This is a genomic window from Streptomyces sp. NPDC059092, assembly GCF_042756365.1.
Taxonomy (GTDB): Bacteria; Actinomycetota; Actinomycetes; order Streptomycetales; family Streptomycetaceae; genus Streptomyces.
Genome location: NZ_JBHZEJ010000001.1, coordinates 153,579 through 178,718 on the forward strand (window position 1 = coordinate 153,579; position 25,140 = coordinate 178,718).

Annotated in this window: 20 protein-coding genes, 1 tRNA gene and 1 pseudogene; 14 read left to right on the forward strand and 8 right to left on the reverse strand. The window is 71.2% G+C overall.

Features of this window, described 5'->3' with window-relative positions; all coding sequences use genetic code 11:
• Positions 1-17: 17 nt before the first annotated feature.
• The 7 genes and pseudogenes from ACFXPL_RS00620 to glmS all read left to right on the forward strand — a co-directional run bounded on the left by ACFXPL_RS00620 (position 18) and on the right by glmS (position 8,667).
• Complete coding sequence (locus tag ACFXPL_RS00620; RefSeq protein WP_384910156.1) at positions 18-1,460, forward strand: pyridoxal phosphate-dependent decarboxylase family protein; 1,443 nt, start codon at positions 18-20, stop codon at positions 1,458-1,460.
• Positions 1,444-2,739, forward strand: coding sequence for a lysine N(6)-hydroxylase/L-ornithine N(5)-oxygenase family protein (locus ACFXPL_RS00625; RefSeq protein ID WP_384910159.1), 1,296 nt, complete (start codon positions 1,444-1,446; stop codon positions 2,737-2,739). The genes ACFXPL_RS00620 and ACFXPL_RS00625 overlap by 17 nt, the downstream gene beginning before the upstream one ends.
• Positions 2,736-3,329, forward strand: a pseudogene (locus ACFXPL_RS00630) (GNAT family N-acetyltransferase); the annotation flags it as partial. The gene ACFXPL_RS00625 and the pseudogene ACFXPL_RS00630, both read left to right, overlap by 4 nt.
• A 200-nt stretch (positions 3,330-3,529) precedes the next feature.
• On the forward strand, positions 3,530-5,341 hold the full coding sequence (locus ACFXPL_RS00635) for an IucA/IucC family protein (protein WP_384910162.1): 1,812 nt from the start codon (positions 3,530-3,532) through the stop codon (positions 5,339-5,341).
• A gap of 109 nt (positions 5,342-5,450) precedes the next feature.
• Positions 5,451-6,350 carry a DUF4429 domain-containing protein gene (locus tag ACFXPL_RS00640; RefSeq protein WP_384910164.1) on the forward strand — a complete coding sequence of 300 codons (900 nt, stop codon included), beginning with the start codon at positions 5,451-5,453 and terminating at the stop codon, positions 6,348-6,350.
• 136 nt (positions 6,351-6,486) lie between these two features.
• Complete coding sequence (locus ACFXPL_RS00645) at positions 6,487-6,762, forward strand: hypothetical protein (protein WP_384910167.1); 276 nt, start codon at positions 6,487-6,489, stop codon at positions 6,760-6,762.
• Between the two features lie 75 nt (positions 6,763-6,837).
• Positions 6,838-8,667 (forward strand): glutamine--fructose-6-phosphate transaminase (isomerizing), encoded by a 1,830-nt coding sequence (glmS, locus tag ACFXPL_RS00650; protein WP_384910170.1) that lies wholly within the window; start codon positions 6,838-6,840, stop codon positions 8,665-8,667.
• Positions 8,668-8,868: 201 nt separating this feature from the next.
• Here the strand turns inward: glmS and ACFXPL_RS00655 are convergent, their stop codons facing one another.
• On the reverse strand, positions 8,869-9,000 hold the full coding sequence (locus ACFXPL_RS00655) for a hypothetical protein (RefSeq protein ID WP_384910173.1): 132 nt from the start codon (positions 8,998-9,000) through the stop codon (positions 8,869-8,871).
• Between the two features lie 252 nt (positions 9,001-9,252).
• On the reverse strand, positions 9,253-9,774 hold the full coding sequence (locus tag ACFXPL_RS00660) for a universal stress protein (protein WP_030354999.1): 522 nt from the start codon (positions 9,772-9,774) through the stop codon (positions 9,253-9,255).
• A gap of 1,068 nt (positions 9,775-10,842) precedes the next feature.
• Here ACFXPL_RS00660 and ACFXPL_RS00665 point away from each other — a divergent pair.
• The 3 genes from ACFXPL_RS00665 to ACFXPL_RS00675 all read left to right on the forward strand — a co-directional run bounded on the left by ACFXPL_RS00665 (position 10,843) and on the right by ACFXPL_RS00675 (position 12,846).
• Entirely contained in the window at positions 10,843-12,063 is a 1,221-nt protein-coding gene (locus tag ACFXPL_RS00665) for a GlxA family transcriptional regulator (protein WP_384910175.1), read from the forward strand.
• A gap of 10 nt (positions 12,064-12,073) precedes the next feature.
• A complete protein-coding gene (orn, locus tag ACFXPL_RS00670) occupies positions 12,074-12,676 on the forward strand; it encodes an oligoribonuclease (RefSeq protein WP_384910178.1) in 603 nt (200 codons plus the stop codon).
• A gap of 97 nt (positions 12,677-12,773) precedes the next feature.
• Positions 12,774-12,846, forward strand: a tRNA-His gene (locus ACFXPL_RS00675).
• Positions 12,847-12,963: 117 nt separating this feature from the next.
• On the opposite strand, the gene ACFXPL_RS00680 is transcribed toward ACFXPL_RS00675, so the two are convergent.
• From ACFXPL_RS00680 to ACFXPL_RS00695, 4 genes are all read right to left on the reverse strand, one after another.
• Positions 12,964-13,710, reverse strand: coding sequence for a sulfite exporter TauE/SafE family protein (locus ACFXPL_RS00680; protein WP_384910180.1), 747 nt, complete (start codon positions 13,708-13,710; stop codon positions 12,964-12,966).
• Between the two features lie 250 nt (positions 13,711-13,960).
• The gene (locus ACFXPL_RS00685; protein WP_384910182.1) at positions 13,961-15,325 is read right to left on the reverse strand and encodes a rhodanese-like domain-containing protein; all 1,365 of its coding nucleotides are present in this window, start codon (positions 15,323-15,325) and stop codon (positions 13,961-13,963) included.
• 226 nt (positions 15,326-15,551) lie between these two features.
• Positions 15,552-16,226, reverse strand: a complete 675-nt coding sequence (locus ACFXPL_RS00690; protein WP_384910185.1) for a rhodanese-like domain-containing protein — start codon at positions 16,224-16,226, stop codon at positions 15,552-15,554.
• Positions 16,227-16,417: 191 nt separating this feature from the next.
• The gene (locus tag ACFXPL_RS00695) at positions 16,418-17,482 is read right to left on the reverse strand and encodes a LacI family DNA-binding transcriptional regulator (protein WP_384910188.1); all 1,065 of its coding nucleotides are present in this window, start codon (positions 17,480-17,482) and stop codon (positions 16,418-16,420) included.
• A 419-nt stretch (positions 17,483-17,901) separates the two neighbouring features.
• Between ACFXPL_RS00695 and ACFXPL_RS00700 the strand changes: the two genes are divergently transcribed.
• The 4 genes from ACFXPL_RS00700 to ACFXPL_RS00715 all read left to right on the forward strand — a co-directional run bounded on the left by ACFXPL_RS00700 (position 17,902) and on the right by ACFXPL_RS00715 (position 22,829).
• The gene (locus ACFXPL_RS00700; protein WP_384910191.1) at positions 17,902-19,236 is read left to right on the forward strand and encodes an extracellular solute-binding protein; all 1,335 of its coding nucleotides are present in this window, start codon (positions 17,902-17,904) and stop codon (positions 19,234-19,236) included.
• Between the two features lie 3 nt (positions 19,237-19,239).
• On the forward strand, positions 19,240-20,307 hold the full coding sequence (locus tag ACFXPL_RS00705) for a carbohydrate ABC transporter permease (RefSeq protein WP_384910194.1): 1,068 nt from the start codon (positions 19,240-19,242) through the stop codon (positions 20,305-20,307).
• An 18-nt stretch (positions 20,308-20,325) separates the two neighbouring features.
• The gene (locus tag ACFXPL_RS00710) at positions 20,326-21,336 is read left to right on the forward strand and encodes a carbohydrate ABC transporter permease (protein WP_384910197.1); all 1,011 of its coding nucleotides are present in this window, start codon (positions 20,326-20,328) and stop codon (positions 21,334-21,336) included.
• An 83-nt stretch (positions 21,337-21,419) separates the two neighbouring features.
• Positions 21,420-22,829 carry a GH1 family beta-glucosidase gene (locus tag ACFXPL_RS00715; RefSeq protein WP_384910199.1) on the forward strand — a complete coding sequence of 470 codons (1,410 nt, stop codon included), beginning with the start codon at positions 21,420-21,422 and terminating at the stop codon, positions 22,827-22,829.
• Positions 22,830-22,951: 122 nt separating this feature from the next.
• On the opposite strand, the gene ACFXPL_RS00720 is transcribed toward ACFXPL_RS00715, so the two are convergent.
• Positions 22,952-24,391 (reverse strand): ATP-binding protein, encoded by a 1,440-nt coding sequence (locus ACFXPL_RS00720; RefSeq protein ID WP_384910202.1) that lies wholly within the window; start codon positions 24,389-24,391, stop codon positions 22,952-22,954.
• Complete coding sequence (locus tag ACFXPL_RS00725; protein WP_384910205.1) at positions 24,388-25,101, reverse strand: response regulator transcription factor; 714 nt, start codon at positions 25,099-25,101, stop codon at positions 24,388-24,390. Before ACFXPL_RS00725 ends, ACFXPL_RS00720 begins: the two co-directional genes overlap by 4 nt.
• Positions 25,102-25,140: the final 39 nt, after the last annotated feature.

The following is a 25,140-nucleotide window of genomic DNA, read 5'->3' on the forward strand; positions in this document are numbered from 1 at the left end:
TCCGGGAGGACCCCAGCATGCGTGCGCACCTGCTCAATGGCGCGACGGCGGACCGCTATCGGCGCTCCGTGACCGAAGGAGTCGAGCGGGTGGCGAACCGACTCGCCACAACGGAGAGGCCGTTCAGCGGCATCACCCCCGACGCACTGGCCCCGGTGGTCGCCGCGGTCGACCTGGACCGGCCGCTCGGAGATGCCTCGGCCGCGCTCGACGAGCTGGAGAGCGTCTATCTGCGGGACGCCGTCTACTTCCACCACCCGCGGTATCTCGCGCACCTCAACTGCCCGGTCGTGATACCCGCCGTGCTCGGCGAGGCCGTGCTCTCCGCCGTCAACTCCTCCCTGGACACCTGGGACCAGAGCGCGGGCGGCACCCTGATCGAGCGCCGGCTCATCGACTGGACCGCGCAGCGCATCGGGCTCGGCGCCGGTGCCGACGGCGTCTTCACCAGCGGCGGTACCCAGTCCAACCTCCAGGCGCTGCTCTTCGCCCGCGAGGAGGCCAAAACCGACGAGCCGACGAAACTGCGCGTCTTCGCCTCCGAGTGCAGCCACTTCAGCGTGCAGAAGTCGGCCACCCTGCTCGGGCTCGGCCCGAACGCCGTGGTCTCCATCCCCTGCGACCGCGAGAAGCGCATGCAAACCGTGGTCCTCGCCGCCGAGCTGGAGCGCTGCCGCGCCGAGGGGCTGACCCCGATGGCCGTCGTCGCGACCGCGGGCACCACCGACTTCGGCTCCATCGACCCGCTGCCGGAGATCGCCGCGCTCTGCGAGGAGTACGACACCTGGATGCACGTCGACGCCGCGTACGGCTGCGGGCTGCTGGCCTCCCTCACCCGGCGTCCGCTCCTGGACGGCATCGAGCACGCCGACTCGGTCACCGTCGACTACCACAAGTCCTTCTTCCAGCCGGTGAGTTCGTCGGCCGTGCTGGTACGGGACGGCGCCACCCTGCGCCACGCCACGTACCACGCCGACTATCTGAACCCGCGCCGGACGGTCGAGGAGCGCATCCCCAACCAGGTCGACAAGTCCCTACAGACCACGCGCCGCTTCGACGCCCTCAAACTGTGGATGACCCTGCGCGTCATGGGCGCCGACGGCATCGGGGAACTCTTCGACGAGGTCTGCGACCTGGCGGCCGAGGGGTGGCAGCTCCTCGCCGCCGACCCGCGCTACGACGTCGTCGTGGAGCCCCAGCTCTCCACGCTCGTCTTCCGCTACATCCCCGAGCACGTCGCCGGCCCCACCGAGATCGACCGCGCCAACCTGCACGCCCGCAAGGCGCTGTTCGCCTCCGGTGAGGCCGTGGTCGCCGGGACGACCGTGGACGGCCGTCAGTACCTGAAGTTCACCCTGCTCAACCCCGAGACCACCGTGCTCGACATCGCCGCCGTCCTCGATCTGATCTCCGGCCACGCCGAGCAGTACCTGGGAGAGAACCTTGTCCACGCTTCCTGAGCGCAGCGCGCCGTACGACTTCGTCGGCATCGGGCTCGGCCCCTTCAACCTGGGACTCGCCTGCCTGACCGAGCCGATCGACGAACTCGACGGCGTCTTCCTGGAGTCGAAACCCGACTTCGAATGGCACTCGGGGATGTTCCTCGAAGGCGCCCACCTCCAGACGCCGTTCCTCTCGGACCTGGTCACCCTGGCCGACCCGACCTCGCCGTACTCCTTCCTCAACTACCTGAAGGAGTCCGGGCGGCTGTACTCGTTCTACATCCGCGAGAACTTCTATCCGCTGCGGACCGAGTACAACGACTACTGCCGCTGGGCCGCCGCCAAACTCTCCAGCGTGCGCTTCAACCGTACGGTGACCTCCGTCTCGTACGAGGAGGAGAGCGAGCTGTACGTGGTCCGCACCGCTGACGAGACCTACCGCGCCCGGCGCCTGGTGCTCGGCACCGGGACCCCGCCGTACGTCCCGGAGTCCTGCCAGGGGCTCGGCGGTGACTTCCTGCACAACTCCCGCTATCTGCAAGGGAAGGCGGAACTCCAGAAGAAGGAGTCCATCACCCTCGTCGGCAGCGGGCAGAGCGCCGCGGAGATCTACCACGACCTGCTCTCCGACATCGACGCGCACGGCTACCAGCTCAACTGGATCACCCGGTCGCCGCGCTTCTTCCCGCTCGAATACACCAAGCTGACGCTGGAGATGACCTCCCCGGAGTACATCGACTACTTCCACGCGCTGCCGGAGGCCACCCGCTACCGGCTGGAGTCGGGGCAGAAGGGGCTGTTCAAGGGCATCGACTCGGATCTCATCAACGAGATCTTCGACCTGCTCTACCAGAAGAACCTGAGGGGCCCGGTCCGCACCCGGCTGCTCGCCAACACCGCGCTGACCTCGGCATCGTACGAGCACGGGACCTACACGCTGGGGCTGCGCCAGGAGGAGCAGGAGCGGGACTTCTCGCTCGCCTCCCAGGGCCTGGTCCTCGCCACCGGCTACAAATACGTCGCCCCCGCCTTCCTGGAGCCGGTCGCCGACCGGATCAGGCTGGACGGCCACGGCCGGTACGACGTCGCCCGCAACTACAGCATCGACACGACCGGGCGCGGGATCTTCCTCCAGAACGCCGCCGTGCACACGCACAGCATCACCTCGCCCGACCTGGGCATGGGCCCGTACCGCAACGCGTACATCATCGGTGAGCTGCTGGGGCGGGAGTACTACCCGGTCGAGCAGGCCATCGCGTTCCAGGAGTTCGCCGCACCGGAAGGCACCGTCCGATGACCGGGCGCACGGAACACCCCGGGCACGCGGCGGGACCGGAAATCCTGTTCTCCCGTACGGACGAACGGCTGGGCCTCTTCGAGGTGCGCGCCGTCGACCCGTTCGCCGACGTCGAGCTGCTGCACGGCTGGGTCACGCACCCCAAAGCGGCCTTCTGGCTGATGCAGGGCGCCACGCTGCCGGACGTCGAGCGCGAGTACATGGGCATCGCCGCCGCCACGAACCACGACGCGTTCATCGGGCTGCACCACGGCGTCCCCGCCTTCCTGATCGAGCGGTACGACCCGGCCGAGGTGGAGCTGAAAGGCCTGTACGACGCCGAGCCCGGCGACATCGGGATGCACTTCCTGGTCGCCCCGGTCGACGGCGCGCGGCGGCTGCACGGCTTCACCCGCGCCGTGATCACGACGGTGATGGCGCTGCTCTTCGACGACCCGTCCGTACGGCGTGTGGTCGTCGAGCCCGACGTGCGCAACACCGCTGTCCACGCACTCAACGAGGCGGTCGGCTTCCGGATCGAGGAGAAACTCGAAAAGCCGGAGAAGGACGCCTATCTGAGCATCTGCACGCGCGAGATGTTCCACGCCGCGCTCGCCGCACAGGCCGAGCGGACCGACGAGGCCGAGCGGACCGCACGGGCCGCGGAGGCCGCAGAGGCCGAGCAGGCCGCCCCGACCGCACCGACCGCCCCGGCCGAGCAGAGCGCTCAAGCAGCACGAGGAGTCACCCGATGAGCAGCCCGACCGCTTCCCCCGGCAAAGCACCGGCGAAAGCACCCTTGAATGCACCCGTGAATGCACCCGCCCACGCCGGCGCCCCGGCGAAAACCACGGCCAGCGTCGCCCACCTCACCCCGGCCCTCTGGGAGCAGGCCGGCCGGCTGCTCCTCCGCAAAGCCCTCGCGGAGTTCTCCCACGAGCGCATCCTGACGCCCGAATCCCTCGGCGGGGACCGCTACCGGGTACGGAGCGACGACGACGCGACCGAGTACCACTTCACCGCGCGCCGGTTCGCCCTCGACCACTGGCAGATACCCGCCGACTCCGTACGGCGCCACCGTGACGGCGCCGAACTGCCGCTCGACGCGCTCGACTTCTTCATCGAGCTGCGCGAGACGCTGGGGCTCTCCGCCGCGATCCTCCCGGTCTACCTGGAGGAGATCTCCTCCACCCTCGCGGGCACGGCGTACAAACTGACCAAGAAGCCGGTGACCTCGGCGGAGCTGACCACCGCCGGATTCCAGGAGATCGAGACGGGGATGACCGAGGGGCATCCCTGCTTCGTCGCCAACAACGGCCGGCTCGGCTTCGGCGTGGACGAGTACCGCGCGTACGCCCCCGAGGCCGCGAGCCCGATCCGGCTCGTCTGGCTCGCCGCGCGCCGCGACCGGGCCACCTTCACGGCGGGCGCCGGGCTCGACTACTCCTCCCTGATCCGCGAGGAGCTGTCCGCCGGGACCCTGGAGCGGTTCGACGGGATCCTGCGTGCCCAGGGGCTCGACCCGGACGGCTACTTCCTGATCCCCGTGCACCCCTGGCAGTGGTGGAACAAACTCTCCGTCACCTTCGCCGCCGAGCTGGCACAGCGCCATCTCGTCTGCCTCGGTGAGGGCGAGGACGACTACCTGGCCCAGCAGTCGATCCGTACCTTCTTCAACACGAGCGACCCGGCCAAGCACTACGTCAAAACGGCGCTGTCCGTCCTCAACATGGGCTTCATGCGCGGCCTCTCCGCCGCGTACATGGAGGCCACGCCCGCGATCAACGACTGGCTCGCCGGTCTGATCGAGAGCGACGGCACCCTGCGCGCGGCCCGCTTCTCGATCATCCGCGAGCGCGCGGCGATCGGCTACCACCACCGGCAGTACGAGGCCGCCACCGCCAAGGGCTCCCCGTACCTGAAGATGCTGGCGGCGCTCTGGCGCGAGAGCCCCGTGCCGTCGCTGCGGGGCGGGGAGCGGCTCGCCACGATGGCGTCGCTCCTCCACACCGACCGGGAGGGCTCGTCCTTCGCGGGCGCGCTGATCGCCGCGTCGGGGCTGGCGCCGGCCGACTGGCTGCGCCGCTACCTGGACGCGTACCTGGTGCCGGTGCTGCACTCCTTCTACGCGTACGACCTGGTGTTCATGCCGCACGGCGAGAACGTCATCCTGGTCATCGAGGACGGTGTCGTCCAGCGCGCGATCTTCAAGGACATCGCCGAGGAGATCGCGGTGATGGACCCGGACGCGGTGCTGCCGCCGGCGGTCGAGCGGATCCGCGCAGACGTCCCCGAGGACATGAAGGTCCTGTCCCTCTTCACCGATGTCTTCGACTGCTTCTTCCGCTTCCTGAGCGCGGACCTCGTCTCGGACGGCACACTGCCGGACGAGGACACGTTCTGGCGTACGGTCGCGGAGTGCGTCCGGGGGTACCAGGAGTCGCTGCCGCACCTCGCGGACAAATTCCGCCAGTACGACCTGTTCGACGCGGAGTTCGCGCTGTCCTGCCTCAACCGGCTCCAGCTCCGCAACAACGAGCAGATGGTCGACATCGCGGACCCGGCGGGCGCCCTCCAGCTCGTCGGTACGCTGCCCAACCCGCTGGCCCGGTTCGCGAATTAGCCGGACGGGACAGAGGGACCGACATGACCAGGGCGCCGGAGATTTGGCAGAATCTCCGGCGCCCGTTTCCGTCTCGCCCTTCCGCCACGCCTGATGGAAGAATCCCGGCATGGCGGAAATCATCCAGAAGGACGGCACCTGGACCTTCGACGGGAACACGGTCCGCATCGTGCCCGGCAAGGACAAGGGGGTGAGCCTGCTCCGCAGGACGCTCGGCGAGACGGCCGTGCCGCTGGAGGCACTGGCGGGGATCTCCTTCGAGGAGGGGCGCAAGTCCGGGCGGCTGCGGCTGCGCCTGCGGGACGGCGCCGATCCGCTGCTGCGGATCGCCGGCGGGCGGCTGGACGACGACTCCGAGCCGTACCGGCTGACGGTCGAGAAGGACCGTTTCGGCGTGGCCGAGTACCTGGTGGACGAGGTACGCAACGCGCTCCTGCTCGACCAGGTGGACCCCGGGCCCGTCGGCCGCTACCTGCTGCCGGGCCCCGCCCTGCCGATCACGGTGGGCGCGGGCGACGCGACCGTCTCCTTCGACGGGGAGCGGATCCGGCTGGAGTGGAACTGGAAGACCGAGGATTCAAAGTCCTCCGGCGGCCCCCGGACGCTCACCCTGGACGACGTGGCGGCGGTGGAGTGGCAGCCGAGCCGGGGACTGGAGAACGGCTGTCTGCGCTTCCTGGTGACGCGGATGCCGGCCTCGACCCCGGCCAAGTACGACCCGCACGCGGTGGATCTGTACGGGTTCCGGAAGGACCCGCTGATGGCGCTGGTGGGCGCTGCGGTGGTGGCCCGGCTGCCGCACCCGCTGGCGGCTCCGTCCCCGGACGGTGATCTTCCGGGCGCCAGGCCGGTGGAGGTCCCCGTCACCGCCACCGAGGCGGCCGGGGGCGGCGACGATCATGACGCCCTGCTGCGGCGGCTGCGGGAGCTGGGCGAGCTGCATCAGTCGGGGATACTCACCGCCGAGGAGTTCGCCACCGCCAAGAAGGCCGTCCTCGGACGCCTCTGACCGGACGGCCGGAGCGCCCCGTCTCCCCCGGTTTCCCCCTCCGCCCTTCCCTCATTCAGCTCTCACTTTCAGCGGATCCTGCCCGATTCCGGGCAGGAATGTTGCAAACACCCCCTCGCGCCCGCAATATCGACGAGTGCTCGAACGCCGACCGTCGTACGACGACCTCATCGACCATCTCGTGCGCTCCACCGCGCTCCAGCGCGGTGAGGCCGCCCGTGTGGTGCTCGACGTGCTGGCGTACTTCGACGAGACGGCCGAGGAGTTCGTACGCCGCCGCCACCGGGAACTGCAGTCCGGCGGGGCCGCCAACGCGGAGATCTTCGAGCGGATCGCGGCCGAACTGCCGCACCGCGCGGTGGCGCCCCCGGAGCTGTCGCTCCGGCAACTGCGCCGCATCGTCTACGGCTGACGCGGCCGCGGCCCTCACGGACCGCCGCCGCGTCCGGGCACACACCGTGAGAACTTCAGGAGGGGCAGAGACCGTATGTGCGGAATCGTCGGATACATCGGCAAGCGTGATGTGGCACCACTGCTGCTGGAGGGCCTGCAGCGACTGGAGTACCGCGGGTACGACTCCGCGGGCATCGTCATCACCGGCAAGCCGGCCGCGGGCAAGGCCGCCACGCTGAAGATGGTCAAGGCCAAGGGCCGCGTCCGCGAGCTGGAGGCCCGCGTCCCCAAGCGCTTCGCCGGCACCAGCGGTATCGCGCACACCCGGTGGGCCACGCACGGCGCCCCGAGCGACGAGAACGCGCATCCGCACATGGACGCCGAGGGCAAGGTGGCCCTCGTCCACAACGGCATCATCGACAACGCCTCCGAGCTGCGCGTGAAGCTGGCGGCGGACGGGGTCGTCTTCCTCTCCGAGACCGACACCGAGGTGGTCACCCACCTCATCTCCCGCTCCCAGGCCGACACCCTGGAGGAGAAGGTGCGCCAGGCGCTCCAGCTCGTCGAGGGCACGTACGGCATCGCCGTCATGCACGCCGACTTCCCGGACCGTATCGTCGTCGCCCGCAACGGCTCCCCCGTGGTGCTGGGCATCGGCGAGAAGGAGATGTTCGTCGCCTCCGACGTGGCGGCGCTGGTCTCGCACACCCGCCAGGTCGTGACGCTGGACGACGGCGAGATGGCCACCCTCAAGGCCGACGACTTCCGTACGTACACCACGGAGGGGTCGTCCACCTCGGCCACGCCGACCACGGTGGAGTGGGAGGCCGAGTCGTACGACATGGGCGGCCACGACACGTACATGCACAAGGAGATCTCGGAGCAGGCCGACGCCGTGGACCGCGTGCTGCGCGGCCGGATCGACGACCGCTTCTCCACCGTGCACCTCGGCGGGCTGAACCTGGACGCCCGCGAGGCGCGCGGGGTGCGCCGGATCAAGATCCTCGGCTGCGGCACCTCGTACCACGCGGGTCTGATCGGGGCGCAGCTCATCGAGGAGCTGGCCCGGATCCCCGCCGACGCCGAGCCGGCCTCCGAGTTCCGCTACCGCAACCCGGTCGTGGACCCCGACACGCTGTACGTGGCGGTCTCGCAGTCCGGTGAGACGTACGACGTGCTGGCGGCGGTGCAGGAGCTGAAGCGCAAGGGCGCCCGGGTGCTGGGCGTGGTCAATGTCGTGGGTTCCGCGATCGCCCGGGAGACGGACGGCGGGGTGTACGTGCACGCCGGCCCCGAGGTCTGCGTGGTCTCCACCAAGTGCTTCACCAACACCGTGGTCTCGTTCGCGCTGCTGGCGCTGCACCTGGGCCGGATCCGCGACCTGTCCGTGGCGGACGGCAAGCGGATCATCGCGGGGCTGCGCAGGCTGCCCGAGCAGATCTCGGAGATCCTGGCGACGGAGAACGAGATCGAGAAGCTGGCCGCCGACTACGCGCAGGCGAGTTCGATGATGTTCATCGGGCGGGTACGGGGCTACCCGGTGGCGCTGGAGGCGTCGCTGAAGCTGAAGGAGATCTCGTACATCCACGCCGAGGCGTACCCGGCGTCCGAGCTGAAGCACGGTCCGCTCGCGCTGATCGAGCCGGCGCTGCCGACGGTCGCGATCGTGCCGGACGACGAGCTGCTGGAGAAGAACCGGGCGGCGCTGGAGGAGATCAAGGCGCGCAGCGGTCCGATCCTGGCGGTGGCGCACCAGGAGCAGGAGAAGGCCGACCACACCATCGTGGTGCCGAAGAACGAGACGGAGCTGGACCCGATCCTGATGGGGATCCCGCTGCAGTTGCTGGCGTACCACACGGCGCTGGCGCTGGGCCGGGACATCGACAAGCCGCGTAACCTCGCGAAGTCGGTCACGGTCGAGTAGCAGCCGGTCACGGTCGAGCGGGCGGGCGCCGCGGCCAACCCAGCCAACCCGGTCGGCCCGGCCAACTCACTCGGCCCGGCCGGCCCGGTCGCGGTGAGAGCGCCCCCAGCGCGTGCCACCCATCACGCTGAGGGCGCTCTCCGAAGGGGCCGGCGCTTGCCCGGGCGCCGGCCCGCGGCCTTGGGGCCTGTGGCCTGTGTCCTAGCGGGTGGCTGTGACGCGGTCCACGACGCCGCTCAGGCCGATGCCGCAGGCGAGCGGGACGGGGCCGGGAGCAAGTTGGCCGAGAATGGAAGCGGAATTGGTGCTTCCCGCAGAGATGTCGTTGTCCACGGCGGGCTCCCTTCACGGCGTGCGGGCGCGCTGAGTCCCAGCGACCGTTATGTACCCTGCACGAGCGCGCGACGCACCTCTACGCGTGAGTAAATTCACGCTGCGGCCAAGAGAGTTGACGGCGTCTCGGAGCCGACCGGCCGCCCTCCGGGAATCGGCCTCCTGACGGGACGTCTCCTGAGGGGGACGTCTCCCGAAGGGGCCGTCCGCCGAGGGGGCCGTCCGCCGAGGGGGCCGTCCGCCGAGGGGCCGTTACGGGATGACGACGACGGGGCGCTGTGCGCGGCGGGCGAGCCGCCCGGCGACGGAGCCGAAGATCCGCCCGACGATGCCGTGGGTGGAGCCGACGACGATCGCGTCGGCGGAGTACTCCTGACCGACCTCTTCCAGTTCGTGGCAGATGTCGCCGCCGCGCTCGACCAGGATCCACGGCACCTCGGCGAGGTAGTCCGCGCAGGCCAGTTCCAGCCCGAGCACCTCGGTGCGGTGGTCGGGCACGTCCACGAAGACGGGGGGTTCGCACCCCGCCCAGACCGTGGTCGGGAGCCGGTTGGCGACATGGACGATGATCAGGCCGGAGCCGAGGCGCCGGGCCATGCCGATGGCGTACGCGAGCGCGCGCTCACTGGACATCGAGCCGTCGAAGCCGACGACCACTCCGTGCCGGAAGGCCGGATCGCAGGAGGCGCGTGTCTGTTCCGCCGCTTGCAGGTCCGACAGGGGGTCGGCTACCTGCTCGCGGTCTGCGGGTTCTGGGATTTCGTGACCGGCCATGGATGTCTCGGCGAAAGAAGTCCTCTTGAGAAGGAGCAACGAGTGGCGGGGCGGACGGAGCTGTGTCCGGGAATCATCTTCCCAACCCCATACCCCAAAGGGTACGGCGACACTCCTCTCATGCCCAGAGCCCGCCGCGTCACACGCGGCGTTCCAGGGAGCATGCACGAGGCGGTCCCGGATCGCAATGCCGGATGGCCCCTACAGGCTTCCCACGCGATGCCCCGGCAGCCCTGAGGAGATCCAGGATCACCCCCACGGGTGACCGGACGGTTCCGCTCCCCGTCGGCCGTCGGCCACGCCGCCGCCCCCGGGGAACCCCCGCGCCCGCACCACCCGGCACCCGCCCCTCACGGGCGCCACGCGCCACGGTGCGCGCGGCCGCCACGAAGGGGCCCCAGGCCCGCCCCCAGGCCCCTCCCGGGGTCCGGGAGGCCGGGTCGGCACGGAATACTGGGAGCGGTCCCACGGGCCTCCGGCAGGCCCGCCAGGGCCCGCCACGGGGGCCGCACGGATTCGCGCCAACCGGAGCAGGCCCCCGTCGGACACGGTGGCGTCGTACGTAAGGATGTACGGAACGTACGGACCGTCCGGAAGCCATCAGTCGTGGAGGGTTCAACCAGATGGACAGGGGGCGCGGGAGGTCTCACGCGCGTACGAGGGTGGTGCGCCGGGAGATTGAGCGCATCGCACAGACGCACCCATCACTTTTCAGCCAACTTCGCACTTGGGCCCAACCTTTGATGAAATGGCCTGCCAACCCCCTTGCCACCAGGGAAGAAAGGACCGCTACGGCCCTCCGCACCCTACGGGGATGGGCCATGCACGCGAGGCCCACTTCCACTCTCGGCTCGCGAGTGGAACGCTTCGTGATCGAATGCTTCGCGCCAAGTTGCCTTGTCGACATAGCGCCGGTTGGAGAACTTGTCACGCCGGCACCACGGAACACAGTAGATTCGATCATGAGGATCGACGGCTGGGGACCCGTGCAAAACCGAGGGGAATCGTGCAGGAGCGAAAGGCCCGACAAGAACGGGGAGACGAGAACACCGAGGGGGGCTTAGCGCCATGAGCCAGGACTCCACCGCCGTACCGGAGTCAGTACGGAAGCTTTCCGGGCGTCGACGCCGGGAAGTCGTCGCCGTGCTGCTCTTCAGCGGCGGCCCCATCTTCGAGAGCTCCATTCCGCTCTCGGTGTTCGGAATCGACCGCCAGGACGCCGGAGTTCCCCGTTACCGCCTGCTCGTCTGCGGTGGGGAGGACGGCCCGCTGCGCACCACCGGCGGGCTCGAACTGACCGCGCCGTACGGCCTGGAGGCGATCAGCAGGGCAGGCACCGTGGTCGTGCCGGCATGGCGGTCGATCACATCACCGCCACCACCCGAGGCACTGGACGCACTGCGCCGTGCCCATGAGGAGGGCGCCAGAATCGTCGGACTGTGCACCGGCGCGTTCGTACTCGCTGCGGCCGGACTGCTGGACGGCCGCCCGGCCACCACGCACTGGATGTACGCCCCGACGCTCGCCAAACGCTATCCGTCCGTCCATGTGGACCCGCGGGAGCTGTTCGTCGACGACGGAGACGTACTCACCTCCGCCGGAACGGCGGCCGGAATCGATCTGTGCCTGCATATCGTCAGGACGGACCACGGCGCGGAGGCAGCGGGGGCCCTGGCCCGCCGGCTGGTCGTACCGCCGCGCCGCAGTGGTGGGCAGGAGCGCTATCTGGACAGGTCTTTACCAGAGGAAATCGGCTCCGACCCGCTCGCCGAGGTCGTGGCCTGGGCGCTGGAACATCTCCACGAGCAGTTCGACGTGGAGACCCTCGCCGCCCGCGCGTACATGAGCCGCCGCACCTTCGACCGGCGGTTCCGTTCGCTCACCGGAAGCGCGCCGCTCCAGTGGCTGATCACCCAGCGGGTGCTTCAGGCACAGCGGCTCCTGGAGACCTCCGACTACTCGGTCGACGAGGTCGCCGGCCGCTGCGGCTTCCGCTCCCCTGTGGCGCTGCGCGGGCACTTCCGGCGGCAGCTCGGCTCCTCCCCCGCGGCATACCGGTCCGCCTACCGGGCCAGGCGCCCGCAGGCCGATCCCATGCCACCGGGGGTCATGGAGTCGATGGTGCCCGCCCAGGCGTCCGCGCACTCCAGGCGGGCGGCGGCGGCCTCCAGCGCACCGGGGCATCCGGCGGCGTCGGCGGCGCTGCCGGACCACGGAAAGGCCGGTCCCGACATGTACGCGACAGGCCCGGCCCGTCCGAGTCTGCCCGGCCAGCGGAGCGCCCCGTAGGGTAAGGCGTATGAACGATCGAATGGTGTGGATCGACTGCGAGATGACCGGGCTCTCGCTGACGGAGGACGCACTCATCGAGGTGGCCGCGCTGGTCACCGACTCGGAGCTGAACGTGCTCGGCGAAGGGGTGGACATCGTGATCCGCCCGCCGGACGCTGCGCTGGAGACCATGCCCGAGGTGGTGCGGCAGATGCACACCACCTCGGGGCTCCTCGACGAGCTGGCGGGCGGCACCACGCTCGCCGCCGCCGAGGAGCAGGTCCTGGCGTACGTACGCGAGCACGTGAAGGAGCCCCGGAAGGCGCCGCTGTGCGGAAACACGGTCGGCACCGACCGCGGTTTCCTGCTCCGCGACATGGCGACGCTGGAGGGCTACCTCCACTACCGCATCGTCGATGTCTCCTCGGTCAAGGAACTGGCCCGCCGCTGGTACCCGCGGGCCTATTTCAACAGCCCCGAGAAGAGCGGCAACCACCGCGCGCTGGCGGACATCCGCGAATCCATCGCGGAGCTGCGCTACTACCGGGAGGCGGTCTTCGTACCCCAGCCGGGGCCGGACTCCGACCGGGCCAAGCAGATCGCCGCGAAGCACGTCCTGCGTGCGGAGTAGGACCCCGTTCCACGCCCGGAACAACGCGGGTGCGAGCACCCTCGCGGACCCTGTACACTTTTTCTCGGCCGGTCAGTGAAGGAAAAGACCGGTCGTGGTGGGTATAGCTCAGATGGTAGAGCACCTGGTTGTGGTCCAGGATGTCGCGGGTTCAAGTCCCGTTACTCACCCTTGAGAGATCGCCCCCGGAGCCTGTATGCCAGGCACCGGGGGCGATCTTCGTTTCCGGGCCGGGGCCCGGGGAGTTGTCGCCGGCCTGAGCTGCCATCACGTCATGCCCTGCCACGTCATGCCACGGCGTCGGCCAGCATGAAGGCGGCCACGGCCAGCAGGACCACCGCGAAAACGCGCCGCAGACGGGGCCCGGAGACCTTCGCGGCCATGCGCCTGCCGTCCCGGGCGCCCAGGATCGCGGCTCCGATGAACGGGCCGACCACCGCCCAGTCGAGCGAGGCGGCGCCGGAGCGAGTGGTCAGGGAAGCCAGCGAGTTGGCCGTGATGACCAGCAGGCTGGTGCCGATCGCGGCCTCCATCTCGAAGGCCAGGACGGTGACCAGGGCGGGGACGGCGAGAAAGCCGCCGCCCACACCGAGCAGTCCGGTCAGCGCGCCCAGGCCGGCCCCGGCCCCGGCCGCCTTGACCGGCCGTACGTCGCCGCCGCTGGGCCGGGCGGCGTCAGCGGGCCGGAGCATTCCGACGGCGGCGAGGATCGCCACAGCGGCGAAGGAGACGGTGAGGACGGCTTGGGGGATGCGGGCGGCGGCGGCACCGGCGGCCGCGGCCGGGAGGATCCCGGCCGCCGCGAACGCGGCTCCGGCCTTCCACCGCACCTGCCCGGCCCTGGCGCGCGCGTACAGGGCGGTCAGGGATGTGGCGGTGACGATGATCAGGCCGGCGGTGGTGGCCGCGGCGGGGGTGAAGCCGAGCAGGTAGATCAGCGCGGGCACCGCGAGGACGCTGCCGCCGCCACCGAGGGCGCCGAGCGCCAGGCCGACGACGGCTCCCGCGGTCAGGGCCAGGATCAGGGCGCTCACGCTATGCGCCCACGGCTCGGGTCCGGGTAGGCCGGCGGCAGCGGCAGGCGCACGGCACCGGGCGCGTGTCCGGCCCGCCGCCCGGGGGCCTGGCGCACGGCCGGCGGCACGGTGACGCGGGGGCGGGTCCGTTCGGGGCCGAGGCGGCCAGGACGGCCGGAATGGCCGGGACGGCCAGGGCGGCCGGAACGGCCGGAGCCGTGGCGGGAGAGGAACATCACGTGCCTTCTGTGCGGGTGGCGGAGGGGGTTCAGGGCCGGGTGACGCTCAGGCCCGCTTCGGCGGCGGCCTCGAAGCCGTCGTCGACGGCGACGACCTTCCGCCCGGTCGCGTCCAGGAGGGAAGCGGCGATCGCCGCGCGCATCCCGCCCGCGCAGTGCACCCACACCGTGCCGTCCGGCACCTCGCCGGCCCGGCCGTGCAGCTCGTGGAGCGGAATGTGCACCGAACCCGCGATGAAGCCGTCTCCGCGCTCGGAATCCCGGCGCACATCCAGCACCACCACGTCCTCGCCGCGCTCGTGGGCATCGGCGAGGCCGGCGAAGCGGGCGCGGGGGAAGGAGGCGAGCTGTTCCCCCTCACGGACCCAGGTGGCCGGATCTCCGGTGGCGGCGGCGGCCGGGCGGTCGATGCCGACCCGGGTCAGCTCCCGCTGCGCGTCGGCGACCCCCGCCGGGGTGTCGGCGAGCAGGGTGACCGGCTTGCCCCACGGGATCAGCCAGGCCAGATAGGTGGCCACCTTGCCGGTGCCCTCGAAGTTGAACGATCCGGCCACATGGCCGTCGGCGAAGGCGACCCGGCTGCGCAGGTCCACCACCCACTCGCCCGCCGCCAGCCGTTGGGCGATCCGTGCGGCGTCGGCGGGCTCGGGCGGGGTCAGGTCGACGGGCGCGGGCCCGGCGGCGTTGGCCGGCCCCATGTGCGCGTAATAGGCGGGTACGTCGTCCAGCCCGGCCAGGACCCGCTGCACGAAGGTGTCCACGTCCAGGGTGAGAGCGTCGTTGCTGACGCGTTCCCTGCCGATCGTGGTCGCATCGCCCTCGGCCTGGGAGGAGGAGCAGAAACTGCCGAAGCCGTGCGTGGGCAGCACGGGCACCTCGTCGTCGAGCGTTGCCGCCAGCCGGTGGGCGGAGGAGTGCTGCGCGCGGGCCAGGCGCTCGGTCAGCCGCGGGTCCACCAGGTCCGGACGCCCCACGGTGCCGATCAGGAGCGAGCCGCCGGTGAAGACCGCCACCGCGCGGCCGTCCTCCTCCAGCGCGTACGAGGTGTGGTGCGGGGTGTGCCCCGGGGTGGCGATCGCCCGCAGCACCAGGTGCTCGTCCACCTCGGACAGGTCGCCGTCCATGACGGGGGTGCGGGGGAAGGCGACGTCGGCGTCGGCCGGGACCAGATAGCGGGCGCCGGTGAGACGGGCCAGCTCCAGCCCTCCGGTGACGTAGTCGTTGTGCACGTGCGTCTCCGCCACGCAGGCGATGCGCACCCCACGCCGGGCGGCGGCGGCGATCATCTGATCGACGTCCCGCGGCGGATCGACCACGATCGCCGCTCTCGGACCGCCGGCCAGGTAACTGCGATTACCCAGACCCTCGAACTCCAGGGTGTCGACGAAAAACACGGTGTGGCTCCTTTCAGGAAATGGTGTACCCGGGGAATTCCCGTCCCGGGAGACCGCCGCCACAGCTCCGGAACACTCGCGCCGCCCAGAGCCGCGCGTGATATCCGCGGCCCTCATGTCATGACCCGTTTCACGAACGGTCAGCGTCTGAAAGGGCGGTGGGAAATGTCCCGAAGGGCGCGAGGCGGACGGCGTGGGCGACGGTGGTTCGCCGGTTCCGCTGTCGTCAGTCCTCGCGTACCGCGGTCTCGGTACGGCCGCCGTTGTCCGCCGCGTCCTCGCGGTCGGGGCGGGTGACCGGCAGCCCCGCCGCTTCCCATGCCTCAAGGCCGCCTGCCACGCTGTGGACGGGGGACCGGCCCGCGCGGATCGCCTGCGCGCCGCCCCGCACGCTGCGCGTGCCCGTACGGCAGACGAAGGCCAGTGGCCCTTCGGGCAGGTCCGGCAGCGAGGCCGGCAACGTGCTGAGCGCGGCGTGGACGGCGCCGGCCGGGTGTCGCAGCGCCCATTCGTCGTCTTCACGGACATCGACGAGCGTGAGGTTCCCGTCCACGACGCGGCGGTGCGCCTCGGCGGGAGACAGGTCCGCGGGCGTGCGGCCGCCGCCGCCCAGGGGCTGCTCCGTGGTGGGCAGGACCGTCCGGATCGCCTCGTAGTTCGAGGCATGGGCGACGGCCAGCCGCTGCCCCATCATCGGGCAGACGTTCATCGCCTCTTCCCAGTGAGAGGTGGACTCCCATTCCGCCACATTGACGAGAGAGAACGCACTCCCCGGAACGATCGCGCGGAACATGTACGTCCGAATGAAACCGGGCTGAGCGGCCATCACTTCCGCGGCGTCCTGCCAGGCGTCGAGATACGCGCTTTCCTTCTCCTCGTCGATCTCGATCGGAATGATCACGACATGGCGATTTTCCATCTGCTGCCTCCGGCTTCGCGTGGTGAGCCAACGCTTTCCGGACGCAGCCTGCGCGCACGTATCCCGGAGCGGCAAATGTGTTTGCCGAACCGGCAAGCCGGACCTGACGAGCGAGTTGCCCGTTCGGCGCGTGTCCCGGTCACACCCCTACGGGCCGCGCCGGCGCCGGGGCGTCAGGACGAGTCGCGTACGACCAGTTCCGTCGGGAGGATGATCTGCCGGGGCCCCGGCCCCGCCCGGCGCGTTCCCGCGCCGTTGCCGCGGGCCGCGATCTCCGCGAGGACCAGGCGCGCCATCGCCCGTCCCATCTCCTCGATCGGCTGGCGGACGCTGGTCAGCGGCGGGTCCATCAGGCGCGCTGTCGCCGAGTCGTCGAAGCCGACCAGGGCCACGTCGTCCGGTGTCCTGCGGCCCGCCGCGCGCAGGACCTGGCGGGCGCCCGCCGCCATGACGTCCGAGGCCGCGAAGACCGCGTCCAGGTCCGGGCGGCGGGCGAGCAGTTCGGTCATCGCCCGGCGGCCGCCCTCCTCGGTGAAGTCGGCCACGGCGACCAGACCCTCGTCGGGCGCGTGGCCCGCCTCCGCGAGGGCCCGGCGGTAGCCGTCCAGGCGGCAGGCCGCGCCGTACACCGCCAGCCGGCCGGTGATCGTCGCGATGGTGCGGCGGCCCCGGGAGAGCAGGTGCGTCACGGCCGTACGGGCGCCCTCCACGTTGTCGGAGTCGACCGAGGGCAGCGGCTCGGCCTCGGACCTGCGGCCGCTGATGACGGTCGGGATGGGGATCCTGGCCAGCAGCTCGGGCAGCGGGTCGTCCGCGCGCACGGAGACCAGCAGGACGCCGTCGGCGCGGTGCGCGGCCAGGTACTGGGCGAGGCGGCGTCGCTCCCTGGCGCCGCCCGCGAAGGTGAGCAGGAGCTGCATCCCGGTCTCGGACAGGGCCTCGCCGACCCCGCTGACGATGTCCGAGAAGTACGGCTCGGCGAAGAACCGCGCCTCCGGCTCCGGTACGACCAGGGCGATCGCGTCGGCGCGGTTGGCGGCGAGCGCACGGGCCGCCCGGTTGGGCACGTACCCCAGCTCACCGATGGCGCGCTCGACGGCGGCCCTGGTCCGGGCGCTCACCTTGGGGGATCCGTTGATCACCCGGGAGACCGTGCCCCGGCCGACCCCGGCGCGCGCCGCCACCTCTTCGAGCGTGGGCAGCTTGCCGCCCCGCGGCCGGTACATCCGAGACGTCATCCGTGCCTCCCCTGGATTCGACGAAACCCGCACCCGCCCACCCTCGCCCGAACCTGCCGGCCCGCGCCCGGACCTGCCCGTCCGAAGCTGCCCGCCCGCGCCCGCCCGCGCCCGGACCTGCCCGCTCGCGCCCGCGCCCGCCCCGGACGGGTCGTCCCGTACGCCCGGTCGGGCCGTCGAGACCGTCCGTCCGAGGAATCCGTCCCGAGTCCAGCCCGGTCCCTTGACACCCCTACGGGGACCCGAGACCCTTCAACACATCACATGTGGGAGCGCTCCCACCGTACCTGACCCATACATGCCCCGCACGTGGCCCGACCGCGCCGGATCCCCCCTCGCACCGCGGACAGCGGCACACAGCACCAGCGCGCACGCGGTTGGCCGGAGGCCGGCAACGTCGGTGGCACTAGGAGGACGTCATGCGTACACGTACTCGTTCGTCCCGTCGGCTCGCGGCCCTCGCCGCCGCCGCGGCCCTGGCCGCGGGCACCCTGGCCGGCTGCGCCGCCGACGACGAACCCTCCGGCGGCGCCGCGAGCGGAGGCGACGGCGGAGGCAAGGGGAAGACCACGATCACCGTGGGTGTCTTCGGTGCCTTCGGCCTCAAGGAGGCCGGGCTCTACGACCAGTACATGAAGCTCCACCCCGATGTCCTGATCAAGCAGACCTCCATCGAGCGCAACGAGAACTACTACCCGCAGCTCCTCACACACCTGGGCTCCGGCAGCGGACTCGCGGACATCCAGGCCGTCGAGGTCGCCAACATCGCCGAGGTCACCGCCACCCAGAGCGACAAACTGGTCGACCTGGGCAAGGCGCCCGGCGTCCAGAAGGACAGCTTCGTGCCGTGGAAGTGGGAGCAGGCCACCAACAAGGCGGGCCGGACCATAGGGCTCGGTACGGACATCGGCCCCGAGGCCATCTGCTACCGCAAGGACCTCTTCGCGCGGGCGGGGCTGCCCACGGACCGCGCCGAGGTCGGCAAGCTATGGGCGGGCGACTGGCAGAAGTACCTGGACGCCGGGAAGAAGTTCAAGGCCAAGGCCCCCAAGGGGACGGCCTTCGTGGACTCGGCGAGCGGGGTGATGGCCGCCGTCATGGGCAGCTCCGCCGAGCGCTTCTACGACGCGGACGGCAAGGTCGTCTACAAGACCAACCCGGCGGTGAAGGCCGCCTGGGACGAGGCCGCCGCGTTCGCCGGGAACGGACTGACCGCCAAACTCCAGCAGTTCACGCCCTCCTGGGACCAGGGCTTCTCCAACAACGCCTTCGCCACGGTCTCCTGCCCGCCCTGGATGCTCGGCTACATCCAGGACAAGGCCGGGGACGCGGGCAAGGACAAGTGGGACGTGGCCGCCGCGCCCAAGCCCGGCAACTGGGGCGGTTCGTTCCTCACCGTGCCCGAGGCGGGCAAGAACAAGGAGGCCGCCACCCGGCTCGCCGCCTGGCTGACCGCGCCCGAACAGCAGGCCACGCTCTTCGAGAAGCGCGGCAGCTTCCCCAGCTCGCAGGCCGCGTACGCGCTGCCCGCGGTCTCCGGCGCGAAGCACGCCTACTTCGGCAACGCGCCGATCGGGGAGGTCTTCGTCCAGGCGGCCAAGGGCGTGCCGGTGCAGGTCCTCGGCCCGAAGGACGGGATCATCGCGCAGAACCTGGCCGATGTCGGCATGCTCCAGGTCGACCAGAAGGGAACCTCGCCGAAGGACGGCTGGAACGCGGCCGTGAAGGCGATCGACAACGCACTGGACCAGTGACCGATGGCCAGTGACGCACCCGCCGCCGCGCCCTCCGAGGAGGAGGGCGCGGCCCCGGCCCCCGGTACCACCGCTCCCGGCGGCCGGCGCGCGCGGACCCGTCCCGGCGAGGGGGACGGCGAGAGGGACGGTGAGAGGCACGCGCAGGACGAGCGGCGCAGGGAGCGGCGCAGCCGCTGGTACCGCCGCGACGTGCGGTGGAGTCCGTACGCCTTCGTCGCGCCCTTCTTCGTCTTCTTCCTGGCCTTCGGCCTCTTCCCGCTCCTCTACACCGGCTGGGCCTCGCTCCACCGGGTGGAGCTGACCGCGCCCGGCGACATGGAGTGGGTGGGGCTGCGGAACTTCTCCCGGCTGCTGGGCGACGAGTTCTTCTGGAACGCTCTGAAGAACACGCTCACCATCGGGGTCCTGTCGACCGTTCCGCAGCTCCTGATCGCGCTGGGCATCGCCCATCTGCTCAACTACCGCCTGCGCGGCTCGATGTTCTTCCGGGTCGCCGTGCTCACCCCGTACGCCACCTCGGTGGCCGCCGCGACGCTCGTCTTCGTGCTGCTCTTCGGCCGCGACTACGGGATGATCAACTGGGCGCTGGGGATGGCCGGGATCGATCCGGTCGACTGGCAGAACGGCGCGTGGACCTCGCAGCTCGCGGTCTCCACGATCGTCATCTGGCGCTGGACCGGCTACAACGCGCTGATCTATCTGGCGGCGATGCAGTCGATCCCCGACGATCTCTACGAGTCGGCGGCGCTGGACGGGGCCTCGCGCTGGCAGCAGTTCATCCATGTGACCGTGCCGTCGTTGCGGCCGACCATTCTGTTCACGGTCGTGGTCTCGACGATAGGGGCGACCCAGCTCTTCGGCGAGCCGCTGCTGTTCAACGGCGCCGGAGGCGCGAACGGCGGGGCCGACCATCAGTTCCAGACGCTCGGGCTCTATCTGTACGAGCAGGGCTGGGTGAACCTGCACCTCGGCCGGGCCTCGGCGATCGCCTGGACGATGTTCCTGATCCTGCTGGTCGTCGGCGCGGTGAACTGGCTGATCAGCCGTCGTCTGCGCAAGAGCTCGTAGGGCCGGTGAGGGAGACGCATGTCCACGACGACACAGTCACAGTCATCAGAGTCGAAGCCGGAGCCGGAGCCAGGGGCGGGCTCGGGCTCGGGCTCGGGCTCGGGGTCGGGGTCGGGGTCGGGCTCGGAGAGGGAGTCCCCGGCGGGGGCCCGGGTACCGGGACCGCCGTCCGAGGGAGCCGGGCGTCCGGGCGGGCGCGGCGCGGGGCGGCAGCTCCACGGTGGCCGGATCACGTACGCCGTGCTGATCGTGTTCACCGTCGGCTCGCTGTTCCCGCTGGTGTGGACGGCGATCGCGGCGTCCCGTAACAACACCCGGCTCGCGCAGACGCCGCCGCCGTTCTGGTTCGGCGGGAACCTGTTCAAGAATCTGGAGATCGCCTGGACCGACGCCAACATGGGGACGGCCCTGCTCAACACGACGGTGGTCGCCGGTTCGATCGCCGCAGGTACGGTGCTCTTCTCCACGCTCGCCGGATTCGCCTTCGCCAAACTCCGCTTCCGGTTCAAGAACCTGCTGCTCCTGCTGGTCATCGGCACGATGATGGTGCCGCCGCAGCTCAGCGTGGTCCCCCTGTACATGCTGATCGCCGAGCTGTCCTGGACCGACCGGCTCCAGTCCGTCATCCTGCCCACCCTGGTCAGCGCCTTCGGCGTGTTCTTCATGCGCCAGTACCTGATCGGGGCGCTGCCCACCGAGCTGATCGAGGCGGCCCGGGTGGACGGCGCGGCCAGTTGGCGGGTGGTCTGGCACGTCGTGTTCCCCGCCGCGCGGCCCGCGATGGCCGTCCTCGGGATGCTGACGTTCGTGATGGCCTGGAACGACTTCTTCTGGCCGATCATCGCGCTGACCCAGAACGGCAGCCCCACCGTGCAGGTGGCGCTGACCGGGCTCGGCCGCGGCTACATCCCCGACCAGTCGGTGATCATGGCGGGCGCGCTGCTGGGCACGCTGCCGCTGCTGATCGCCTTCGTCCTGTTCGGCAAGCACATCGTCGGCGGCATCATGCAGGGCGCGGTCAAGGGCTGACCCCGCGCCCCCGCCCGCCGGGTTTCACCGCATCTCACCCCCCACCCACACCCCCCATCCCTACGGTCAATGGGAGCTGCACCATGTCCGAAACCTTCCCGCCGGGCTTTCTCTGGGGCACCGCCACCGCCGCGTACCAGATCGAGGGCGCGCCCCAGGAGAACGGCCGTACGCCCTCCATCTGGGACGTCTTCAGCCATACACCCGGCAAGACGCTGAACGGCGCCACCGGCGACGTCGCCGTCGACCACTTCCACCGCCGGGCCGAGGACGTCAGGATGATGGCGGACCTCGGCGTGAACGCGTACCGCTTCTCGGTCTCCTGGCCGCGCGTGCAGCCCACCGGGCGCGGTCCCGCCGTCCAGCGCGGCCTGGACTTCTACCGCGAGCTGGTCGACGATCTGCTCGCCCACGGCATCGAGCCCGTCCTCACCCTCTACCACTGGGACCTCCCGCAGGAGCTGGAGGCGGCGGGCGGCTGGCCGGAGCGCGAGACGGCGTACCGCTTCGCGGAGTACGCGCGGTACGTCGGCGAGGCACTGGGCGACCGGGTGGAGCGCTGGACGACCCTCAACGAGCCCTGGTGCAGCGCGTTCCTCGGGTACGCCTCCGGGGTGCACGCCCCGGGCCGTACGGACCCGGTCGCCGCCCTGCGCGCGGCGCACCACCTCAACCTCGGCCACGGTCTCGCCACGCAGGCGCTGCGCTCGGTGCTCCCGGCGCGGGCGCAGGTCTCGGTGAGCCTCAACCCGTCCTGTGTACGGGCCCGTACGCAGGCGCCCGAGGACCTGAACGCCCGGCGCCGGATCGACGCCCTCGCCAACCGGATCTTCACCGGGCCGATGCTCGCGGGCGCGTACCCGGACGATCTCTTCGCCGATACGGCGCGGCTCACCGACTGGTCGTTCGTCCACGCGGGCGACGCGGCGGTGGCCCGGCAGCCGCTGGACTCGCTGGGCGTCAACTACTACGCGCCCGCCGTCGTCTCGGCCGCCGCCGGCGCCGGTCAGGAGCGGCACGACGGTCACGGCGAGAGCGACCACTCCCCCTGGCCGGGCGCGGACGACATCGCCTTCCACCAGCCGCCCGGCGAACTGACCGACATGGGCTGGTCGGTGGATCCGAGCGGGCTGTACGACCTGCTGATGCGCTATTCGCGCGAGGCGCCGGGGCTCCCCCTGATGATCACGGAGAACGGCGCGGCGTACGAGGACAAGCCGGCCGCCGACGGCGCGGTCCACGACCCCGACCGGATCCGCTATCTGCACGGCCACCTGTCGGCGGTGCGGCGCGCGATCGGGGACGGGGCCGATGTACGCGGCTACTTCCTCTGGTCGCTGCTGGACAACTTCGAGTGGGCGTACGGGTACGAGAAGCGGTTCGGCGCGGTCCACGTGGACTACGAGACGCAGCGCCGTACGCCGAAGTCGAGCGCGCGGTGGTACGCGAAGGTGGCGGCGACCGGTGAGCTGCCGGAGCCGCCGCTCGGCTGAGCGGGGCGGGAGACGCCGGCGGGGGCTGGGGCGGGAGTAGCCAGGACGGGGCGGGAGGCGCCGGGGGCGGGGCGGGAGGCGCCCCCGTCCCCGGCGGCCGGTTCATGCCTCGTGCCGCCGGTTCACGCCTCCGCGCCTTCGGACGTGCGCGTTCCCCGGCCGGGCCGCCCCGGCCACCTGCCGCCGCGCCCGCGCCCCCGTCCGCGCAGCCGGTGGCCGCGCCCCTCGTCCGGGGAGCGCCAGCCGTCGAGGCCGATCCAGATCCGTATCTCCGTACCGCCGAGCACCGAGCGGCCGATCCGTACGTCGCCGCCCGTCGACTCCGCGACCCGGCGCACGATGTCGAGCCCGAGACCGGTGGAGCCCTCGCGGGCCCCGCTGTTGCCCCGGGTGAGCGCCGCCTCGGGGTCGGCGATGCCGGAGCCCGCGTCCGAGACGAGGACGATCACCGCGTCCTCGCCGTTGTGCACGTCGACGGAGAAGGCCGTGCCCTCCGGGGTGTGCCGGAAGACATTGCCGAGCAACGCGTCGAGGGCGGCGGCCAGTTCGGTCCGTACGACCGGGGCGCGCACCGGGCGGCCGATGCCGGCGACCCGTACCGTACGGTCCTCGTCCTCGGCGAGCGCGGACCAGAAGTCCATGCGTTCCCGCACCACTTCGGAGATGTCGCAGCCGCCGGCCGGTCCCGCGGCGACCGTCTGCGGCTTGGACTCGCGGGCCGTCCTGATGATCGTGTCGACCTCGCGTTCCAACTGCGCGACCGCCGACCGGGTCTGGTCGGCGGCCGGGCCCTCGCCGAGCGACGCGGCGTTGAGGCGGAGCACGGTGAGCGGGGTACGGAGCCGGTGCGAGAGGTCGGCGGCGAGTTCGCGCTCGTTGGCGAGGAGCTGGACGACCTGGTCGGCCATGGAGTTGAACGCGACGGCGGCGGAGTGGAGTTCGGCCGGCCCCTCCTCGGGGACGCGCGCCCCGAGCTTGCCCTCGCCGAGGGCGTGCGCGGCGCCCGCGAGGCGCCGCGCGGGTTCGACCATCCGTACGCCGAGCCGGTCCGCCACGGCGACCGAACCGATGATCAGGGCGACGCCGACGCCCGCGAGGACCAGCCAGGCGGTGGTGACGCCGTTGGTGACCTCGTCCTGGGGGACGTAGATCTCGACGATCGCGATCCGGCCCGCGCCGAGGGCGGTCGGCTGGAGCAGCACCGAGCCGCCCGCGACCTCGGCCATGGCGGCGCGCGGGGCGCGCCGTACGGTCTCCAGGTCCGCCGGGCCGGCCCGGCGGGTGCCGATCTCCACGGCCGCCGCCTGCTTCTCCCCGGCCGCCGGGACGTGGACGGCCATCCGCCCGTCGGCGCCCGCCTGTGTGGAGGCGACGGCGCGTTCCAGTTCGGCGCGGTCGGTGGTGATGGAGAGGGTGGGGCCGATGGCGGCGGCCTGCCGCTCGGCGTTGGTGAAGGCGCGGTCCCTGGCCATCTCCTTGATGACCAGGCCGAGCGGTACGGCGAAGGCGACGACGACCATCACGGTGACGGCCAGCGAGACCTTGACCAGGGCCCATCTCACCGGCGCGGCTCCCCCGGGGACGCCACGGGCGGCTCCAGCTTCACGCCGACGCCGCGCAGGGTGTGCAGATAGCGGGGCCTGGCCGCCGTCTCGCCCAGTTTCCGCCGCAGCCAGGAGAGATGGACGTCGATGGTCTGGTCGTCGCCGTACGACTGCTGCCACACCTCGGCGAGCAGTTCCTTGCGCGGTACGACGACCCCGGGGCGCCCGGCGAGGAAGGTCAGCAGATCGAACTCGCGGCGGGTGAGGTCCAGCGGCCTGCCGTCCAGCTCGGCCTGGCGGCGCAGCGGATCGATGGCCAGCCCGCCCACCCGCAGGACGTTCGGGGCCGGCGCGTCGCCCCCGGCGGCGCGGGAGCGGCGCAGGACGGCCGCGATCCTCGCCGAGAGGTGCGCCACGGAGAACGGCTTGGTGAGGTAGTCGTCGGCGCCGTCGTTGAGCAGCCGGACGATCTCGGTCTCGTCGTCCCGGGCCGTCGCGATGATCACGGGGACGTCGGTGATGCCGCGCAGCATCTTCAGCGCCTCGGACCCGTCGAGGTCGGGCAGTCCGAGATCGAGGATGACCACGTCGAACCGGAAATGGGCCACTTCACGCAGCGCCTCCAGGGCGGTGCCGACGCTCCGTACGGTGTGGGAAGCCTCGGTCAAGTGCCTGATGAGGGCGGAGCGTACGAACTGGTCGTCCTCGACCACGAGCACACTGGGCATGGGCGGCACCGTACGCCATCGGGAAGACGCGGGGAGACT

Coding starts and splice junctions, on each gene's coding strand:
- ACFXPL_RS00620 (WP_384910156.1), top strand. CDS start 18: ATGCGTGCGCACCTGCTCAATGGCGCGACGGCGGACCGCTATCGGCGC.
- ACFXPL_RS00640 (WP_384910164.1), top strand. CDS start 5,451: ATGGCGGAAATCATCCAGAAGGACGGCACCTGGACCTTCGACGGGAAC.
- glmS (WP_384910170.1), top strand. CDS start 6,838: ATGTGCGGAATCGTCGGATACATCGGCAAGCGTGATGTGGCACCACTG.
- ACFXPL_RS00660 (WP_030354999.1), bottom strand. CDS start 9,774: ATGGCCGGTCACGAAATCCCAGAACCCGCAGACCGCGAGCAGGTAGCC.
- ACFXPL_RS00665 (WP_384910175.1), top strand. CDS start 10,843: ATGAGCCAGGACTCCACCGCCGTACCGGAGTCAGTACGGAAGCTTTCC.
- orn (WP_384910178.1), top strand. CDS start 12,074: ATGAACGATCGAATGGTGTGGATCGACTGCGAGATGACCGGGCTCTCG.
- ACFXPL_RS00695 (WP_384910188.1), bottom strand. CDS start 17,482: ATGACGTCTCGGATGTACCGGCCGCGGGGCGGCAAGCTGCCCACGCTC.
- ACFXPL_RS00700 (WP_384910191.1), top strand. CDS start 17,902: ATGCGTACACGTACTCGTTCGTCCCGTCGGCTCGCGGCCCTCGCCGCC.
- ACFXPL_RS00705 (WP_384910194.1), top strand. CDS start 19,240: ATGGCCAGTGACGCACCCGCCGCCGCGCCCTCCGAGGAGGAGGGCGCG.
- ACFXPL_RS00710 (WP_384910197.1), top strand. CDS start 20,326: ATGTCCACGACGACACAGTCACAGTCATCAGAGTCGAAGCCGGAGCCG.
- ACFXPL_RS00715 (WP_384910199.1), top strand. CDS start 21,420: ATGTCCGAAACCTTCCCGCCGGGCTTTCTCTGGGGCACCGCCACCGCC.
- ACFXPL_RS00725 (WP_384910205.1), bottom strand. CDS start 25,101: ATGCCCAGTGTGCTCGTGGTCGAGGACGACCAGTTCGTACGCTCCGCC.